This window comes from Micromonospora sp. NPDC005087, assembly GCF_042872965.1.
Lineage (GTDB): Bacteria > Actinomycetota > Actinomycetes > Mycobacteriales > Micromonosporaceae > Micromonospora.
On record NZ_JBIALB010000003.1, the window covers coordinates 570,402 to 587,618 of the forward strand.

The 17,217-nt window shown below is 70.5% G+C and carries 17 protein-coding genes and 1 tRNA gene; 9 read left to right on the plus strand and 9 right to left on the minus strand.

Annotated features, from left to right (window positions below; all coding sequences use genetic code 11):
* Positions 1-186: 186 nt before the first annotated feature.
* On the minus strand, positions 187-1,194 hold the full coding sequence (locus ACFYPS_RS10820; RefSeq protein WP_387323999.1) for an LLM class flavin-dependent oxidoreductase: 1,008 nt from the start codon (positions 1,192-1,194) through the stop codon (positions 187-189).
* An 81-nt stretch (positions 1,195-1,275) separates the two neighbouring features.
* Positions 1,276-1,755, minus strand: coding sequence for an Lrp/AsnC family transcriptional regulator (locus ACFYPS_RS10825; RefSeq protein ID WP_030334356.1), 480 nt, complete (start codon positions 1,753-1,755; stop codon positions 1,276-1,278).
* 83 nt (positions 1,756-1,838) lie between these two features.
* On the opposite strand from ACFYPS_RS10825, the gene ACFYPS_RS10830 reads away from it, so the two are divergent.
* Positions 1,839-3,017 carry an aminotransferase class I/II-fold pyridoxal phosphate-dependent enzyme gene (locus ACFYPS_RS10830; protein ID WP_354964929.1) on the plus strand — a complete coding sequence of 393 codons (1,179 nt, stop codon included), beginning with the start codon at positions 1,839-1,841 and terminating at the stop codon, positions 3,015-3,017.
* 14 nt (positions 3,018-3,031) lie between these two features.
* On the opposite strand, the gene ACFYPS_RS10835 is transcribed toward ACFYPS_RS10830, so the two are convergent.
* The 3 genes from ACFYPS_RS10835 to ACFYPS_RS10845 all read right to left on the minus strand — a co-directional run bounded on the left by ACFYPS_RS10835 (position 3,032) and on the right by ACFYPS_RS10845 (position 4,815).
* Positions 3,032-3,682, minus strand: a complete 651-nt coding sequence (locus ACFYPS_RS10835) for an NAD-dependent epimerase/dehydratase family protein (RefSeq protein WP_354964928.1) — start codon at positions 3,680-3,682, stop codon at positions 3,032-3,034.
* 273 nt (positions 3,683-3,955) lie between these two features.
* A complete protein-coding gene (locus ACFYPS_RS10840; RefSeq protein ID WP_354964927.1) occupies positions 3,956-4,765 on the minus strand; it encodes a transcriptional regulator in 810 nt (269 codons plus the stop codon).
* Positions 4,738-4,815, minus strand: a tRNA-Leu gene (locus ACFYPS_RS10845). Before ACFYPS_RS10845 ends, ACFYPS_RS10840 begins: the two co-directional genes overlap by 28 nt.
* 97 nt (positions 4,816-4,912) lie before the next feature.
* On the opposite strand from ACFYPS_RS10845, the gene ACFYPS_RS10850 reads away from it, so the two are divergent.
* From ACFYPS_RS10850 to polA, 8 genes are all read left to right on the plus strand, one after another.
* Positions 4,913-5,533: an ANTAR domain-containing response regulator gene (locus ACFYPS_RS10850; protein WP_089019813.1), complete on the plus strand. Its 621-nt coding sequence runs from the start codon at positions 4,913-4,915 to the stop codon at positions 5,531-5,533.
* Between the two features lie 88 nt (positions 5,534-5,621).
* A complete protein-coding gene (locus tag ACFYPS_RS10855; RefSeq protein ID WP_354964926.1) occupies positions 5,622-6,824 on the plus strand; it encodes a hypothetical protein in 1,203 nt (400 codons plus the stop codon).
* A gap of 368 nt (positions 6,825-7,192) precedes the next feature.
* A complete protein-coding gene (locus ACFYPS_RS10860) occupies positions 7,193-8,344 on the plus strand; it encodes a branched-chain amino acid ABC transporter substrate-binding protein (protein ID WP_354964925.1) in 1,152 nt (383 codons plus the stop codon).
* 67 nt (positions 8,345-8,411) lie between these two features.
* Positions 8,412-9,395 carry a branched-chain amino acid ABC transporter permease gene (locus ACFYPS_RS10865; protein ID WP_354964924.1) on the plus strand — a complete coding sequence of 328 codons (984 nt, stop codon included), beginning with the start codon at positions 8,412-8,414 and terminating at the stop codon, positions 9,393-9,395.
* Complete coding sequence (locus tag ACFYPS_RS10870; protein WP_354964923.1) at positions 9,392-10,549, plus strand: branched-chain amino acid ABC transporter permease; 1,158 nt, start codon at positions 9,392-9,394, stop codon at positions 10,547-10,549. The genes ACFYPS_RS10865 and ACFYPS_RS10870 overlap by 4 nt, the downstream gene beginning before the upstream one ends.
* Entirely contained in the window at positions 10,542-11,483 is a 942-nt protein-coding gene (locus ACFYPS_RS10875; protein ID WP_354964922.1) for an ABC transporter ATP-binding protein, read from the plus strand. The genes ACFYPS_RS10870 and ACFYPS_RS10875 overlap by 8 nt, the downstream gene beginning before the upstream one ends.
* Positions 11,470-12,183, plus strand: coding sequence for an ABC transporter ATP-binding protein (locus tag ACFYPS_RS10880; protein ID WP_354964921.1), 714 nt, complete (start codon positions 11,470-11,472; stop codon positions 12,181-12,183). The genes ACFYPS_RS10875 and ACFYPS_RS10880 overlap by 14 nt, the downstream gene beginning before the upstream one ends.
* Positions 12,184-12,316: 133 nt before the next feature.
* Complete coding sequence (gene polA, locus ACFYPS_RS10885) at positions 12,317-15,016, plus strand: DNA polymerase I (RefSeq protein ID WP_354964920.1); 2,700 nt, start codon at positions 12,317-12,319, stop codon at positions 15,014-15,016.
* A 96-nt stretch (positions 15,017-15,112) separates the two neighbouring features.
* On the opposite strand, the gene ACFYPS_RS10890 is transcribed toward polA, so the two are convergent.
* From ACFYPS_RS10890 to ACFYPS_RS10905, 4 genes are read right to left on the minus strand one after another with little or no spacing between them, the layout of a single operon-like run.
* On the minus strand, positions 15,113-15,547 hold the full coding sequence (locus tag ACFYPS_RS10890; RefSeq protein WP_354964919.1) for a DUF3140 domain-containing protein: 435 nt from the start codon (positions 15,545-15,547) through the stop codon (positions 15,113-15,115).
* Positions 15,534-15,755, minus strand: a complete 222-nt coding sequence (locus ACFYPS_RS10895) for a DUF2945 domain-containing protein (protein ID WP_354964918.1) — start codon at positions 15,753-15,755, stop codon at positions 15,534-15,536. Before ACFYPS_RS10895 ends, ACFYPS_RS10890 begins: the two co-directional genes overlap by 14 nt.
* 53 nt (positions 15,756-15,808) lie before the next feature.
* A complete protein-coding gene (locus ACFYPS_RS10900; RefSeq protein WP_354964917.1) occupies positions 15,809-16,093 on the minus strand; it encodes a Uma2 family endonuclease in 285 nt (94 codons plus the stop codon).
* The gene (locus tag ACFYPS_RS10905) at positions 16,090-16,896 is read right to left on the minus strand and encodes a class I SAM-dependent methyltransferase (protein ID WP_354964916.1); all 807 of its coding nucleotides are present in this window, start codon (positions 16,894-16,896) and stop codon (positions 16,090-16,092) included. The genes ACFYPS_RS10900 and ACFYPS_RS10905 overlap by 4 nt, the downstream gene beginning before the upstream one ends.
* Positions 16,897-17,217 lie beyond the last annotated feature (321 nt).

Genomic DNA, 17,217 nt, shown 5'->3' on the forward strand with positions numbered 1-17,217 from the left:
GGCCCCGAGCGGGGTCGCCGGGGCGGCAGGCACCGGGCCGCAGCCGCGGAATCCGCTCAGCTACGGCCCGGTGCGCCACACCGCGGCATTCCCGACCCGTCCCGACCGGGGATGCCGTACCACCACCGGCACCTACGTTAGGCACCGTCCTGGTCGCGCGGGTGACGCCGACGTGAAGATCGTGTTTCACGTCCGGTGCAGGCCGCCCACCACCTGCTCGGCGATCAGCTCGTACGAGCGCACCCGGTCCCGCACGTCGTAGACCAGCGTGGTCAGCATCAGCTCGTCCGCGCCGGTGCGCTCCACCAGCTCGGTCAACTGCCGACGCACCGTCTCCGGCGAACCCATCGCCTGACCGTCGCGGCGCTGCTCCACGAACTCCCGCTCGATCTCGGTGTACGGGTACGCCGCCGCCTCCTCGGGCGTGGAGAGGGGCTCCGGCCGGCCGGAGCGCAGCTTCAGGAACGACAGCCCGCTCGGTCCGGCCAGCCACTCGGCCCGCTCATCGGTCTCCGCGCAGACCGCGTTGACCGCGACCATCGCGTACGGCTTGTCCAGCCACTGCGACGGCCGGAAGTTCTGCCGGTACAGCGCCAGCGCGGGCAGGGTGTTCGCCGAGCTGAAGTGGTGCGCGAAGGAGAACGGCAGACCGAGCAGACCGGCCAGCTGGGCGCTGAAGCCGCTGGAGCCGAGCAGCCACACGGCCGGCTGCTCACCCCGCCCCGGGCTGGCGATGATCTGCCCGGGCCGCTCGCCGCTGAAGTAGTTCATCAGGTCGGCCAGCTCGTTCGGGAAGCCCTCGGCCGAGAGCCCCTCCATCGTGCGGCGCAACGCCAGCGCGGTCATCTGGTCGGTGCCCGGCGCGCGGCCGATGCCCAGGTCGATCCGGCCGGGGTGCAACGCCTCCAGGGTGCCGAACTGCTCAGCCACCACCAGCGGCGCGTGGTTGGGCAGCATCACCCCACCCGACCCGAGCCGGATCGTCGAGGTGTTCGCGGCCAGGTGGGCGAGCAGCACGGCGGGAGCGGAGCTGGCGATCGCCGGCATGTTGTGGTGCTCGGCCACCCAGAAACGGTGATAGCCCAGCTCCTCGGTGCGCCGGGCCAGCTCGGTGGTGGCCCGCAGTGCCGCGCCGGCGGTGGTGCCCTTGGCGACCGGAGCAAGATCAAGAACAGACAACGGTACGGTGATCACACGGTTGGCCAACCCGCTCCCGGACGCTTTTGTTCCGCTTGGCCGGCATTCGATCGGACCGCCCGCCCACCCCGTCGTCGCTCAGCCCATCCCGCGGGCCTGTTCGAAGATCAGGCTGGTCTGGGTGTGCTGCACCACCGGATCGACGGCGAGGTGGTCCAGCACGAAGTCGCGAAGCGCGTCCCCGGACGCCGCCCGTACGTGCAGCACGTAGTCCTCCGCGCCGGCGACGTGGAACACCGACACCACCCCGGGCAGCCGCACCGAGCGGGCCCGGAACGCGTCCACCGCCGCCCGCTCGTGCGCCGTGAGCCGCACCGACACCAACGCCTGCAACGGCAGGCCGAGCGCGGCCGGGTCGACCTCGGCGTGGAACCCGCGGATCGCGCCCCGCTCGCGCAGCGCCCGGGTGCGGGTCAGGCAGGTCGAGGGCGCCACCCCCACCCGCTCGGCGAGCGCGTTGTTCGGTAACCGGCCGTCCGCGGCCAGCTCGGTCAGGATCGCGCGGTCCACCTCGTCCAGGGCCGGGTACGGCCGCACATCGTTCGGCTCAGGGGGCATCCCGCCATCCTCGTCCGAATGCCTCAACGAAGCTAGGTCAAATGACAGAATTATCTTCCAAGGCATTGCCCCGTTGGTGGAGGATGTTCGACGCTACCGCCATGACGATGGTGGACACGACAGCCGTACACGCCGGCCGCGACGACCTGCGGGCGCTCGGCGTCCACGTACCGCCGATCGACCTGTCCACCACCAACCCGCTGCCCTCCGTGGACGGCGGCGGGGACGCCTACGAGCAGCTCGCCACCGGCGGCCTCCTTCCCGCCGACGGCAGCGCCGTCTACCAACGGCTGTGGAACCCGACCGTCGCCCGCTTCGAGACCGCCCTCGCCGAACTGGAAGGCACCGCCCAGGCCGTCGCCTTCGCCAGCGGCATGGCCGCGCTCACCGCCACCCTGCTCGCCGCCACCCGGGACGGCCACCGGCACATCGTCGCCGTCCGTCCGCTCTACGGCGGCACCGACCACGTGCTCGCCACCGGGCTGCTCGGCACCACCGTCAGCTGGGCCCGCCCCGACGAGGTCGCCGCCGCCATCCGCCCGGACACCGCGCTGGTCATCATCGAGACGCCGGCCAACCCCACCCTCGACCTGGTCGACATCGCCGCCCTCGCCACCGCCGCCGGCGACGTCCCACTACTGGTCGACAACACCGTCGCCACCCCCGTGCTGCAACAGCCGGCCCGGCACGGCGCCGCACTCGTCCTGCACAGCGCCACCAAGAGCATCGGCGGGCACGGCGACGTCCTCGCCGGCGTCGTCGCCTGCGACGCCGACTGGGCCGCCCGGTTGCGCCAGGTCCGCGCGGTCACCGGCGCGATCCTGCACCCGCTCGGCGGCTACCTGCTGCACCGTGGCCTGCAGACCCTCCCGCTGCGCGTCCGCGCCCAACAGGCCACCGCCGAGAAGCTCGCCGGCTGGCTCGCCGACCACCCGGCCGTACACCGCGTGCACCACCCGTCGGTGCACGACCCGGCGGCGCTGGTCGGTCGGCAGATGGCCGGGCCCGGCAGCCTGCTGGCCTTCGAGGTACGCGGCGGCGCACCCGCCGCGGCCGCCGTCGCCGGCGCCTGCCAGCTGATCACCCACGCGGTGTCCCTCGGGGGCGTCGACACCCTCATCCAGCACCCCGCCTCGCTCACCCACCGGCCGGTCGAGGGCGACGCGAAGCCCGCCGCCGCGCTGCTGCGCCTCTCGGTCGGGCTGGAGGACCCCGAGGACCTGCGCGTCGACCTCGCCCAGGCGCTCGCCATCCTCGGCTGACCGCCCCGGCCGCCTCAGCTCAGATCGCGGTTCCCCAGCACCCGGCGGGGGGAGCCCTGCCGGGCCACCCGCAGCATCGCCCGGCCCAGCCCGTCGGTGGTGGTGACCTGGTTCGGCAGCAGCCGGCGCAACACCGGAAAGAGTGGGCGGGTGACCGCGTACCCGATCCGGTACGCCCGGGTCTTCGACACCGCCCCGTGAGTCGGCTGGATGAAGCCAGGCCGGGCCGCGTAGCCGTTGGGCAGCAGGTCGAGGACCGCGTTCTCGGTACGACCCTTGACCCGTGCCCACATCACCCGCCCCCGCCCGGTGGAGTCGGTGCCCACGCCGGAGACGTAGATGAACGTCACGCTCGGGTTCACTTCGGCCAGCAGCCGCGCCGCCGCGAGGGGGTAGTCGTAGCTGATCCGGGTGTAGGCAGCCTCGTCGAGGCCCAGCGAGGAGACACCAAGGCAGTAGAAGCAGGCGTCGACGCCGGCCAGCTCGGCGCGCACCTCCTCCAGCTCACCGACATCCCCGACGGTGACCTCGCGCAGCTTCGGATGCCGCTGCCCGGTCGGCCTCCGGCCGACGGTCAACACCTCCCGCACGTCCTCGGCGAGCAGGCACTCGCGCAGCACGCCCTGGCCGACCATGCCGGTCGCGCCGAAAATGACCACCCGCATCAGTTCCCACCCCTGTCGTCGATCCCGTCATCCGGCCGTCCGCTCCGGGCCGCGGCGGGTCAGCCTCGCCACCGTGTCGGTCGCCGTGCGTCGGCGGCTGGTCAGCGCCTCGTGCCCGGAGCGGGTGTCAGCGCGGCCGAATCGGCCGCCAGTAACAGCAGCTCGTCGGCAGGGTAACCGGTCGCTGACCCGGCCGGCGCGCTCAGCGACGGCGATGGTGGGCCACCTTGCCCGGGACGACCGGGCGCCGGCCGTTGCCTGGGCTGAGGGAGGTCAGGACTTCGGGCCGACGTGCCGGTCCAGCGCGGCGACCGCCTCCCGCCGGGCCACCGACAGCGAGTTGCGCCGATTCATCCGCCAGGCGATGCCGAGCAGATCGAGCGCCCACTGGCAGAGGCCGATGATGTCGGTCGACTCGTTGGTGAACATGTACCGCGGGTAGACGTACTCCTTGCCGCGGACGGTGACTCGGTTGGCGAACCGGCAGCCGTCGGAGTGGAACAGACCGCGCACGAAGTCGCCGGGATGGCGTTCAATGATTGCCCGCTGCCAGTCGGCGAGGACGATCGGGCGTTCGTGTTTCTTGCCGGGACCGTGCTGGGGCAGCAAGCACGGCCAGTGGCTGCCATAACTCTGTACGCCGACGCAGCCCTGCTTCTGCACCAGTTGCACCGAACTGGCAAGCACGTCGCGCATCGCCTGGTCGCACAGCTTGATGAGATTCGGCCAGGCGTTTGAGCAGTAGATCCGGAGCACCGGCACCCGAGCCGACGTCACCAGATGGCCGTCGCCCAGGTAGAGGCCGAGAAGGTAGGCGTAGGCCCCGGGGTCCGTCGGACTGTCGACACCCTCGCGGCAACGAAAACACCGCAGTTGCGTGCCCTGCTGCTTCGCCTCGGGGCGGTCGTTGCACCAGTGCCAGACAGTCCGATAGGGCAGGCCCATTTCGCGAGCGGTGTCTGCAACGGTGCTGCCGGCAAGGAAGAGCCGGCGTGCACGGGAGCGGATCTGAGGTGGATGCACGAAAACAGCTTCGAACATCCGTACGACGATTTTGGTGCCCTCGGTGGGATTCGAACCCACACTGTATGCAGTTTGAGTGCATTGCCTACTGCCAGTTGGGCTACGAGGGCGCTTCCCTGATTCGGCCCTGACAGGATACCCACTACGCTGAGGGCGGTGACACCCGGCTGGGCGGGTGTCGGGTTCTGACTGGTGGGGGTAGGGCTGGTGGCCGAGACGCCGACGGATGCCGAGCGCAGGCGGGTGCTGATCGCCGAGGACGAGGCGCTGATCCGGCTGGACCTGGCCGAGATGCTGGTCGAAGAGGGCTACGAGGTGGTGGGGGAGGCCGGTGACGGCGAGACCGCCGTCCGCCTCGCCGAGGAGTTGAAGCCTGACCTGGTCATCCTCGACATCAAGATGCCGATCATGGATGGGTTGGCCGCCGCCGAGCGCATCGCCGGCGCCCGGATCGCCCCGGTGATCATCCTGACCGCGTTCAGCCAGCGTGACCTGGTGGAACGGGCCCGGGCGGCCGGCGCCATGGCGTACCTGGTGAAGCCCTTCCAGAAGAGCGACCTGGTCCCGGCGGTGGAGATCGCGCTGTCGCGCTACTCCGAGGTCGCCGCGCTGGAGGCGGAGGTCGCCGGCCTGACCGACCGCCTGGAGATCCGTAAGACGGTGGAGCGCGCCAAGGGCGCGCTGATGACCACGTACGGGATGACCGAGCCGCAGGCGTTCAAGTGGATACAGCGCACGGCGATGGACCACCGGATGACCATGAAGGAGGTCGCCGAGCGGATCCTCGCCGAGACCGCCGGCGGCGAAGTGGCGCAGCCAACCGTCTGATCGCCGCCTGCCTCCTGGTCGCGGCGGACGCCTCGGTGTCCGCGATCGGGGACCACCGCGCAGGGCCGGCAGGGCATAGCATCGACCCGTGACCGTCCGACGGGTGATCGCGGTGCTCGGCCTCTTCGCGCTGCTGGTCTCCGGCTGCGACGGTCCGGTCGAGCCGTCCGGCGGCGCCTCGACCGGCACTGGGCCGACGACCGCCGCCGCGCCGGCGCTCCGGCCGGGGTGGCAGCCGCTGACGTTGCCGGCGCCGCCCGGTGGTGCGGGCCGTCTGTTGCTCCGCGACGCGGCGGCCTGCGCGGGTCGCTGGTTCGTGGTCGGTGGTGTCGCCGACGCCGGTGGCGGCACCCGTCCGGCGGCCTGGACCAGCGTGGACGGTACGGCCTGGACGGTCGTACCGGTGCGTGCGGATTCCTTCTACGGCAGGCAGAACGTGCTCTCGTCGGTGGCCTGCCGCGACGGGAAGGCGGCGGTGATCGGCGCCAAGACCGGTGGGGCGCACGGCTATCCGCGGATCAGCACCTGGCGGCAGCTGCCGGACGGCGCGCTGGGCGAGGTGCAGGCGTCGTTCGAGACGTACGGCGGGCCGACGGCGGTGAACGTGTCCCGGTTGGCGGCCGGCGCGTCGGGCTGGCTGATCGTCGGCAACCGCTCGGCGGGCGCGGCCTCCTGGGTGTCGTCGCCGGCGGCGGCGGAGTTCGAGCTGGTGGAGGGCGCGCCGGAGCTGGCCAGCGATGCGGTCGGGGTGACCTGGGCGTTCGATGCGGTGGCGGCGCCGCCGGGCTGGCTGGCGGTGGGTGGCCTGCTGCCGGCCGGCCGGATCGACCGGGACCCGGCGGTGTGGTCGTCGCCGGACGGGCGGTCGTGGCGGCGCACCGTGCTGCCGGGCGGCCCGGAGTACGAGGAGTTGCAGCGCGTGGCAATCGTCGGTGGGGTGCCGGTGGCGGTCGGGTTGCGCGGGTCGACGTTCGGCGCGTGGCGGCAGGAGGGGACGGGCTGGGTGGCCGCCGGGGCGTTCGGTCGGCGGGCCGGGGCCGGGGTGCCGGCGGTGGCTTCGCTGGTCGTCGCCGGGGACCGGCTGGTCGCCGCGGTCGCCGACGGTGAGCGGTACTCGGTGTGGGCCTCGGCGGATCGGGGTGGGTCGTGGCGGGAGGTCGCGATGCCGCTCGATGTGCCCGCGGGGGTCGACCGGGACGTGGCACTTGTGGCGGTGGGTGACAGGTGGTGGTTGGCGGCGGACGACGGTTCGCGGTCCGCGCTGTGGTGGGCGGGCGGCCTGGTTGCCTGAGTGCCGGGGGTTGCGCAGCGCCTCGGCCTCGGGTTGCGGCGTGCCGAGCTGTTTTCGCAGGTCAAGGGGCCTTTCGTCCAGGTGCGGATGGTCCGGGTCGATGCGGGTGAGCTCCGACCGGCCGCGCGGTTAAGGACCGACCGACGGATTCACCTGTTACGGACATCGACAGGATTGCCCACGTCTTCGTAACGGTTTCGCAGACCCCCCGTTCAGGCCTTCCGGGAGGGTGTGCGGTGTCGGTACGCTCCGCCATCACGAGCCGTAACGCAGGGGGAGTCCCTGCGGGGTGGGTGGAATTGCGGGTTTGCTGCTGTCGCCGTCGCTTCGGGTCAGCCGCGTCCGCATCTGGAGGAGGTCAGGAAGCCGTGAGGCGAAGCTATGTACGGGCGCTGGGCACCGTTGCGCTCGCCGCGACCCTGGTGGTCGCGGCTGGTTGCCAGGATTCCGGTGGCGGCGATGGTGGGACCGCGTCCGGTGACTGCGGTGGCAAGATTGCGATCTTCGGCGCGTTCACGGGTGACAACGCGGGTCTGGTGATCCCGTCGCTGAACGGCGCGAAGCTCGCGGTGAAGCAGTTCAACGCGGCGAACCCGGACTGCAAGGTCACCATGCAGGAGTTCGACACCCAGGGTGACCCCGCGGTGGCGACCCCGTTCGCGAACCAGATCGCCGGGGACAACTCGTTCCTCGGTGTCATCGGTGGTCACTTCTCCGGTGAGTCGGACGCCACGATGCCGATCTACCAGGCCGCTGGCCTGGCGATGGTCAGCCCGTCGGCGACCCGGACGGACCTGACCCAGAAGGGCAACACGTCCTTCTACCGGGTGGTCGGCAACGACGGCACGCAGGCCGGCGCGGTGGCGAGCTACCTGAAGACCCAGAACGCGAAGAAGGTCTTCCTGGTCGATGACGCCAGCGCGTACGGCGCGGGCATCACCGAGGAGCTGGGCAAGCAGCTCGGCCCGCTGATCGTGAACAAGGACAAGATCCAGGAGCGGCAGGCGCAGTTCGACGCCACCATCTCCAAGATCAAGTCCGCGCAGGCGGACTTCGTCTTCTACGGCGGTTACACCCGTGAGGCCGCTCCGCTGGTGAAGCAGATGCGTGCCGCCGGTGTCCAGGCCAAGTTCGTCGGCCCGGACGGTCTCTACGACCCGGCGTTCCCGGCGGGTGCCTCCGGCGGTGCCGAGGGCGCGATCATCACCTGCCCCTGCCTCCCGGCTGACAAGGCCGGCGGCACCTTCTCCGCCGACTACCAGAAGGAGTACGGCATCCCGCCGGGCTCCTACGGTGCTGAGGGCTTCGACGGCGCCAAGATCTACCTGGACGCCTTCAAGGACGGCAAGAAGAGCCGGGCGGACATCCTGGCGTACGTGAAGGCGTACGACAAGCAGGGCGTGTCGAAGTACATCAAGTTCGATGCCAAGGGTGACGTCGACCCGTCGAAGGTCGTCATCTGGGCCTACCAGATCAAGGGCACGGCTATCGAGGCGCTGCAGGAGCTCAAGCTCAGCTGACGCCGCAGGCATTGGAGTGCGGCCGGGGTGTTTCACCCCGGCCGCACTCGATTCAAGGAGACCCCCGGTGCATTTCGATGAACTGATCGGCCATCTCGGCCAGCACACGGTCGACGGCCTGTCCAAGGGCGCCATCTACGCCCTGATCGCCCTCGGCTACACCCTCGTCTACGGCGTCCTTCGCCTGATCAACTTTGCGCACTCCGAGGTGTTCATGGTCGGTACCTTCGCGGTGCTGATCCTCTGGAACCAGCTCGGGGTGGAAAATAACCCGCCGGTCGGCCAGGCGATCCTGTTCCTGGTGCTCGGCCTGCTCGTCGCGGCGGCCGCCTCGGGCGGTACGGCTCTGGCCCTTGAGCGGATCGCGTACCGGCCGTTGCGGCGCAAGAACGCGCCGCCGCTGATCTTCCTGATCACCGCGATCGGTCTGTCGCTGGTCTTCGTGGAGCTCTTCGGGCAGGTGCTGCCCAAGCTGCTCGGTGGCGTGCTGCCGGCGGCGTTCGGCCGGCCCCGGCAGATCGTCGGTATGCCGACGATCATCCAGCAGGAGACCCTGTTCACCATCGGCAACACCGCGATCACGAACATCCAGCTGATCGTCTTCGTCGCGGCCGTGGTGATGATGGCGATGCTGGACTGGTTCATCAACCGCACCCGGTACGGCCGGGGTGTGCGGGCGGTGGCCCAGAACCCGGAGACCGCCGCGCTGATGGGCGTCAACCAGGAGCGCGTGATCATGCTGATCTTCGTGCTTGGTGGGATCATGGCCGGCGCCGCCGCTCTGTTGTGGAGCATGCGGTTCGGCTTCACCCAGAACAGCATCGGCTTCGTGCTCGGCCTCAAGGCGTTCACCGCCGCGGTCCTGGGCGGCATCGGTAACCTGCGCGGCGCGCTGCTGGGTGGCCTCTTCCTCGGCATCGTCGAGGTCTACGGCGCCACGCTCTTCGCGTCCAACTGGGAGGACGTCATCGCCTTCGTGGTGCTGATCGTGGTGCTGATGTTCCGGCCGACCGGTCTGTTGGGCGAGTCGCTCGGGAGGGCCCGCGCATGATCGACAAAATCCGCTCCGCTGACCGCCGCCGGGTGAACATGCTGACCACGGTCGGCGACCGCTGGCGGGCGCTGACGAAGTGGCAGCAGGCCCTCGGGCTGGCCGCCTTCGTGGCGATCCTCTACTACCTGCCGTTGCTCGGCATTCCGGGCCTGACCTGGTTGCGTACCGACTCGATCGAGGGCGGCAACAACTGGGCGGGTGTGCTCTTCATCTGCGCCATCTACGTGCTGGTCGCGATCGGCCTGAACGTGGTGGTCGGTCTCGCCGGCCTGCTCGACCTGGGCTACATCGGCTTCTTCGCCATCGGGGCGTACAGCGTGGCGCTGTTCGGTTCGGTGAACTCGCCGGTGGTGAAGTGGATCCAGCAGGAGTTCAACCTGCCGGCGACCTGGGCGGTGACCTGGGCGATCTGCCTGTTCATCGCGATCGTGCTGACGATGATCTCCGGGGTTTTGCTGGGCTGGCCGACGCTGCGGCTGCGCGGTGACTACCTGGCCATCGTGACGCTGGGCTTCGGCGAGATCATCCGGATCGTGGCCCGCAACGCCACCGGGCTGACCAACGGCCCGGTGGGCATCTCGGCCATCCCCGGTCCGGAGGGTGCGCCGTCGGCGGACAACAAGTACTTCGGTCTGATCGACGCGAAGCCCTGGTACTGGCTGGCGATCACCTTCGTGCTGGTCATGGTGTTCCTGGTCCGCCGGTTGGAGCGCAGCCGGGTCGGCCGGGCGTGGCTCGCAGTTCGGGAGGACGAGGACGCCGCCGCGGTGATGGGTGTGTACCCGTTCAAGTTCAAGCTCTGGGCGTTCGCCATCGGTGCGGCGCTCGGCGGCCTGTCGGGCTTCCTCTTCGGCAGCCGGAACGCGTTCATCGACCCGACCCAGTTCAACGCGAACCTGTCCATCCTCTTCGTGGCGATGGTCGTGGTCGGCGGTTCCGGCAACATGATCGGCGTCTCGCTCGGCGCGGTGCTGCTCGCGTATCTGCCGGAGCGGTTCCGCGACTTCGCCGACTACCGGTGGCTGGTGTTCGGTCTGGCCATGGTGCTGGTGATGATCCTGCGTCCGCAGGGCCTGATCCCCAGCCGGCGACGGGCCCGCGAGTTGAAGGACCGCGCGGCGGAGGCAGAGGAGGTGCCCGCTCATGTCTGACCAGACCACCAGCACGGCGACGCCGAAGATCCCGACCCAGCCGGGCCCGCGCTCGGTGCTGCTCGAGGTCGACGACGTCACGCTCCGCTTCGGCGGCGTGGTCGCCCTCGACAAGATCAATTTCCAGATCTACGAGGGCGAGATCCTCGGTCTGATCGGCCCGAACGGTGCCGGCAAGACCACCAGCTTCAACGTGATGACCGGCGTCTACAAGCCGACCTCCGGGGCGGTCCGGTTCCGCGGCCAGAAGGTGACCGGCCGCAAGCCGCACCAGATCAGCCAGCTCGGCATCTCGCGGACGTTCCAGAACATCCGTCTCTTCCCGGAGATGACGGCGATGGAGAACGTCATGGTCGGCACGGACTCCCGGCACAAGACGAGCGTGCCGGGTGCGCTGTTCCGAGTGCCCCGGTTGAAGGCCAAGCCGCACGAGTTGCCGCAGGTCACGGCCACGTCCGGGTTCGCCCGGACGTGGCAGGAGATCCGCCGGACGTGTGCCCGGACGTTCGGGCTGTCCCGGTACGTCCTGGAGGAGCGGGCCGCCGAGGCCAAGGCACTCGAGCTGCTGCGGTTCGTCGGGATCGCCGACCGGGCCAACGACGAGGCGCGCAACCTGCCGTACGGCTACCAGCGCCGCTTGGAGATCGCCCGGGCGCTGGCCACCGAGCCGAAGCTGATCTGCCTGGACGAGCCGGCCGCCGGCTTCAACCCGGCGGAGAAGGAGGAGCTCCTCACCCTGATTCGCAAGATCCGTGACATGGGCCTGACCGTCCTGCTCATCGAGCACGACATGCGGCTGGTCATGGGGGTCACCGACCGGATCGTGGTGCTGGAGTTCGGCCGCAAGATCGCCGAGGGTGCGCCCGCGGAGGTCAGCCGCGATCCGAAGGTGATCGCCGCGTACCTGGGGGAGCCCGCCGATGACGCTGCTTGAGCTTGAGAACGTCGCCGTCGCGTACGGCCGGATCGAGGCGCTGCACGGCATCAGCCTGAGCGTCAACGAGGGTGAGGTGGTGGCCCTGATCGGCGCGAACGGCGCCGGTAAGACCACCACCATGCGGGCCATCTCCGGAACCCGGTCGCTCGCCAGCGGAAAGATCACGTTCAACGGCGAGGACATCAGCAAGCTCCGGGCCGACCTGCGGGTGGTCCGGGGCCTGTGCCAGTCACCCGAGGGCCGGCAGATCTTCCCCGGCATGACGGTGATGGAGAACCTGGACATGGGGGCGTACACCCGGCGGGACTCCGCCGGCATCGCCTCCGACCTGGACCGGGTGCTGACCCTGTTCCCGCGGCTGGCCGAGCGGCGCAAGCAGGCCGGTGGCACGCTCTCCGGCGGCGAGCAGCAGATGCTCGCGGTCGGCCGGGCGCTGATGAGCCGGCCGAAGCTGCTGCTGCTCGACGAGCCGTCGATGGGTCTTGCCCCGTTGGTGATCCGGCAGATCTTCGACATCATCACGGAGATCAACCAGCAGGGCACCACGATCCTGCTGGTGGAGCAGAACGCCCAGCAGGCGCTGTCGCGGGCGCACCGCGGCTACGTGCTGGAGACCGGTCAGATCGTGAAGGAGGGGTCCGGTCAGGACCTGCTGCACGATCCGTCGGTCAAGGAGGCGTACCTCGGCGTTGCCTGAGCCATCCGACCGGCGGCCGGCCATCCCTCGCGGGGTGGCCGGCCGCCGGCTTTCGGGCCGGCGGTCGGTCCCGCCGTCGGACGCGCGGTGCCGCCACCCGGCGATGTCGGTGCGACGGACTAGAGTCGCTGCCGTGACAGCTACGACGCCGCGCCTGCTTCTCGTCGACGGACACTCCCTGGCATACCGGGCCTTCTTCGCCCTGCCGGTGGAAAACTTCTCCACCACGACGGGTCAGCCGACCAACGCGGTCTACGGCTTCACCTCGATGCTGATCAACGTGCTGCGTGACGAGCAGCCGACGCACATCGTCGTCGCCTTCGACGTCTCCCGCCGCTCCTTCCGCACCGACAAGTACGCGGAGTACAAGGCCGGCCGCAGCGAGACCCCGACCGACTTCAAGGGCCAGGTCAGCCTGGTCAAGGAGGTCCTGGCCGCGCTGCAGATCCCGGTGGTCGAGATGGAGGGCTTCGAGGCCGACGACGTCATTGCCACGCTCGCCTGCCAGGCCCGCGACCAGGGCATGACGGTGCTGATCAGCAGCGGTGACCGGGACGCGTTCCAGCTGGTCGACGACCAGGTCACCGTGCTCTACCCGCGCAAGGGCGTCTCCGACCTGGCCCGGATGGACCCGGCGGCGATCGAGGCGAAGTACGGCGTCGGGCCGCAGCAGTACCGGGACCTGGCCGCGCTGGTCGGCGAGACCAGTGACAACCTGCCCGGCGTCCCGGGCGTCGGCCCGAAGACCGCCGCCAAGTGGATCACCACGTACGGCGGGGTGGAGGGCGTGATCGCCCGCGCCGACGAGATCAAGGGCAAGGCCGGCGACAGCCTGCGGGAGCGGCTCGCCGACGTGATCCGCAACTACGAGATCAACCGCCTCGTCTCCGATCTGGAGCTGCCGCTGCGCCCGGAGGACACCCGCTGGGCCGGCTGGGACCGGGAGGCGGTGCACCAGGTCTTCGACACCCTGGAGTTCCGCATCCTGCGTGACCGGCTCTACCAGTACCTGGAGGCCGTCGAGCCGGAGGCTGAGTCCGGCTTCGACCTGACCGGCGAGGTGCTCACCGCGCCCGGCGCGCTGTCCGGCTGGCTGGCCGCGCACGTCCCGACCGGCACTCCGGTCGGGATGGCGGTCAAGCTCGACACCGGCCCCAACCGCCGGCACACCGCCTCCATCGTCGGTTTGGCGCTGGCCACCGCCGGCGGCGCGGCGGCCTGGGTCGACCCGGCGGGCCTCGACCCGGCCGACGAGGGCGCACTGGCCGGCTGGCTGGCCGACGCGCAGCGGCCCAAGGTCCTGCACGACAGCAAGCCGGCCGTGCTGGCCTGCGCCGCGCACGGCTGGGAGCTGGCCGGCGTCGTCCGGGACACCCAGATCGCCGCATACCTGGCCCGCCCCGACCAGCGGTCGTACGACCTGAGCGACCTGGCGCTGCGTTACCTGCACCGCGAGCTGCGGGTGGACGCGCCGGAGACCGGCCAGCTCACCCTCGACGGGCTGGGCGACGAGGGCGTGGCCGAGCAGAACCTCATGCTCCAGGCCCGGGCCACCCTCGACCTGGCCGACGCGATCGACGCCGAGCTGTCCCGCGACGGTGAGCAGTCCGCCCGGCTGATGGCCGGGGTGGAGCTGCCGCTGATGCGGGTGCTGGCCGACATGGAGAGCACCGGCATCGCCGCCGACACGCACTACCTGTCCGAGCTGGAGGCGCATTTCGCCGCCGAGGTGAAGGCCGCCGCGCAGGGCGCGTACGAGGCGGTGGGCCGGGAGTTCAACCTCGGCTCGCCCAAGCAGTTGCAGGAGATCCTCTTCACCGAGCTGGGCCTGCCCAAGACCAAGAAGATCAAGACCGGATACACCACCGACGCGGACGCCCTGCAGTGGCTCTACGCGCAGAACCCGCACCCGGTGCTGGCCCACCTGCTGCGCCACCGGGACGTGGCCAAGCTCAAGTCCACCGTCGACGGTCTGCTCAAGTCGGTCTCCGACGACGGCCGGATCCACACCACCTTCAACCAGACGGTGGCGGCGACCGGTCGGCTCTCCTCCACCGAGCCCAACCTGCAGAACATCCCGATCCGCACCGAGGAGGGCCGGCGGATCCGCCGGGCGTTCGTGGTGGGCGAGGGCTACGACTGCCTGCTGACCGCCGACTACAGCCAGATCGAGATGCGCATCATGGCGCACCTGTCGTCGGACGACGCGCTGATCGAGGCGTTCAACTCCGGCGCCGACTTCCACGCGGCCACCGCCTCGTCGGTCTTCGGAACGCCGGTCGACGAGGTCACCCCGGACCAGCGCCGCAAGATCAAGGCGATGAACTACGGCCTGGCGTACGGGCTGAGCGCGTTCGGGCTGTCCCAGCAGCTCAACATCGGCACCGAAGAGGCGCGCGGGCTGATGGAGAACTACTTCGCCGGTTTCGGCGGGGTGCGTGACTACCTGTACCAGGTGGTCGCCCGGGCCCGGCAGGACGGCTACACCTCGACCATTCTGGGTCGCCGCCGCTACCTGCCGGACCTGGGCAGTGACAACCGGCAGCGCCGCGACATCGCCGAGCGGATGGCGCTCAACGCCCCGATCCAGGGCTCGGCGGCCGACATCATCAAGCTGGCGATGTTGCACGTCGACACCGCGCTGAGCGAGGCCGGGCTGCGCTCCCGGATGCTGTTGCAGGTGCACGACGAGTTGGTCTTCGAGGTCGCGCCGGGTGAGCGCGAGGCGTTGGAGGCGCTGGTCCGGCGGGAGATGGGCGAGGCGTACCCGCTGTCGGTGCCGCTGGAGGTGTCGGTCGGCGAAGGCCGGGACTGGAACAGCGCTGACCACTGATCTCTGTCGTTGCGGTGGTGGGGGTTCCGGTGGTCGGTGCTGTTCTGCGTTGTGAATCAAAGTGGTGCGTCAGAGTGGTGGCGTCGGAGTGGTGGGTCAGCGGCCGGGTCCTCGGCGCTCCTTCGGGGGTGTGCCGTGCCGATCGAGGGCCCGCCGGGACGGGCCGCCCGGGGACGGAAGAGGACCCTTGAGGGGGTCGTGACCCCAGTTCATGAGCGACCAACGCCACTTGGTGTCGCGGACATTGCCGGAGGGGCGCTGGGCCATGTGCCGGCGGACGTAGCCGACCACCTTGCGCATGTGCTTGTAGTCGCCCTCCGACAGGTCGCCGCGCTTGCGCCGCAACAGGTCGATGATCTTCCGACCGGACTCGTGCCCCACCGACTCACCGCCGCCGGAGCGGCCGCCCTTGTGCCAGCCGACCTGCTTCGACTCGCCGCTCTCCAGCCACTTCGACAGCTCGCCCGGCTTCATGTTCACCGCGTCGGTGAACTCGCGGTAGGTGTCGCCGGCATCGTCACTCCCGCTCACGGCGCAGCACCTCCGGTCGGTGGGCGACGTCGCGGCCCGAGTCGTCGTTGCGGATCCGGTACTGCGGCTCGTCCTCGGTCGCGTTCACGGCGTGGCCGCGTACGTGCGTCCGGTCGGTCAGCTTCTCCTTGACCACGCCGCGCGCCCGGCCGCTGTGACTGGCCCAGGAGACGTGGTCGCCCTCGCGGAATTCCCTCTGCTCGGCCATACGCTCCGGCTACCCGGCACCGACGGGGCGAAACGGCCAGCCGAAGCGGCCGACTACGGCGTGATCTCGGCGATCGGCAGCTTGATGTCGAACGGCTCGGTCAACTCGATCACGTCGGCGCCGTCGGCGACCAGCTCGTACTGCCGCTCACCGCCGGGCCCCACCCGGTCGCCGATCCGGTACGCGTAGACGTGCACCGGGTTCTGCTCGATCCGCCAGTAGAAGGGGATGCCGGCGGCGGCGTACTCACCCGGCTTGGCGAACAGGTCGATCCGCCGGGTGCCCGGCGAGACGATCTCCACGGGGTGGGGGTCGCACCGCGCGTGCGACGCGGTCATGCGGTGGGCTTCTCGGTGACGAAGATGGCGGTGCCGGGGAAGAGCCGCCCGCGCAGCGGGCTCCACTGCCCCCAGATCCCCTCGTGCCCCGCCGGCCACTCCGGCTCCACCAGGTCCAGCAGCCGGAACCCGGCGCCGACCAGCTCCCGGATCCGGTCGCCGAGGGTGCGGTGCTGCTCGACGTAGGTGGCCACACCGGATTCGTCCTGCTCCACATAGGGGGAGCGGTCGAAGTACGAGTGCACGGCGGTCAGCCCACCCTCACCCGGGTCGTCGAGGAAGATCCAGCGCATCGGGTGGGTGACCGAGAAGACCCACCGGCCGCCGGGGCGCAGCACCCGGTGCACCTCGGCGAGCAGGGTCGCCGAGTCGTCCACGAACGGGATCGCGCCGAACGCGGTGCAGGCGACGTCGAACGACCGGTCGGCGAACGGCAGGGCGAGCGCGTCGGCCTGCACCAGCGGTACGCGTACCCCGGTGCGGTCGGCGGCTTCCGCGGCGTGCCGCAACATGCCGGCGGACAGGTCGAAGGCGACCGGCCGGGCGCCCTGGGTGGCCAGCCAGCGGGCGGCGGCCGCGGCGCCGCAGCCCACCTCCAGCACCCGGCGCCCGGGCAGGTCACCGAGCAGCCGGGCGTCGGCCTCGCGCAGCCCCTCGGGGCACCAGACGAAGTCCACGTCGCCGAGGAACGCGCCGTGCTCGGCCTGGTAGTCGTCGGCGTCGGTGTCCCACCAGCCGCGGTTGGCCCGCCGGGCCTCGGCGTCACCCACCCGGCGCCGGGTCACCCGGCTGTCGTCATCCACCCGCTCACGCTAGGCCCCGTCGCGGCTGTGGAGGGCGATGGGCCGGCCGACCCGCCGACGCGGCGGCGTCGCCGACCGGACGCCCGTTCGGTGGTGCTGTCGGGTCAGGTGTGACGGACGAGACAGCAGGGGCGGTTTCCGGGCGATTGTTCGGCTTTCGCAGGTCATCGCAGGGCGAGAAGCCGGGAGGGCTTGCACGCTGTGGTAATGCGCACGGTAGGCTAGACGATGCGCTCGCGGATCGCGTTGCCTCGGCAGGGAGCAGGTGCGCGGTCGACGGAGCCACATCATGATCTCACTAGGCGATCGTTCGGTGTGCCC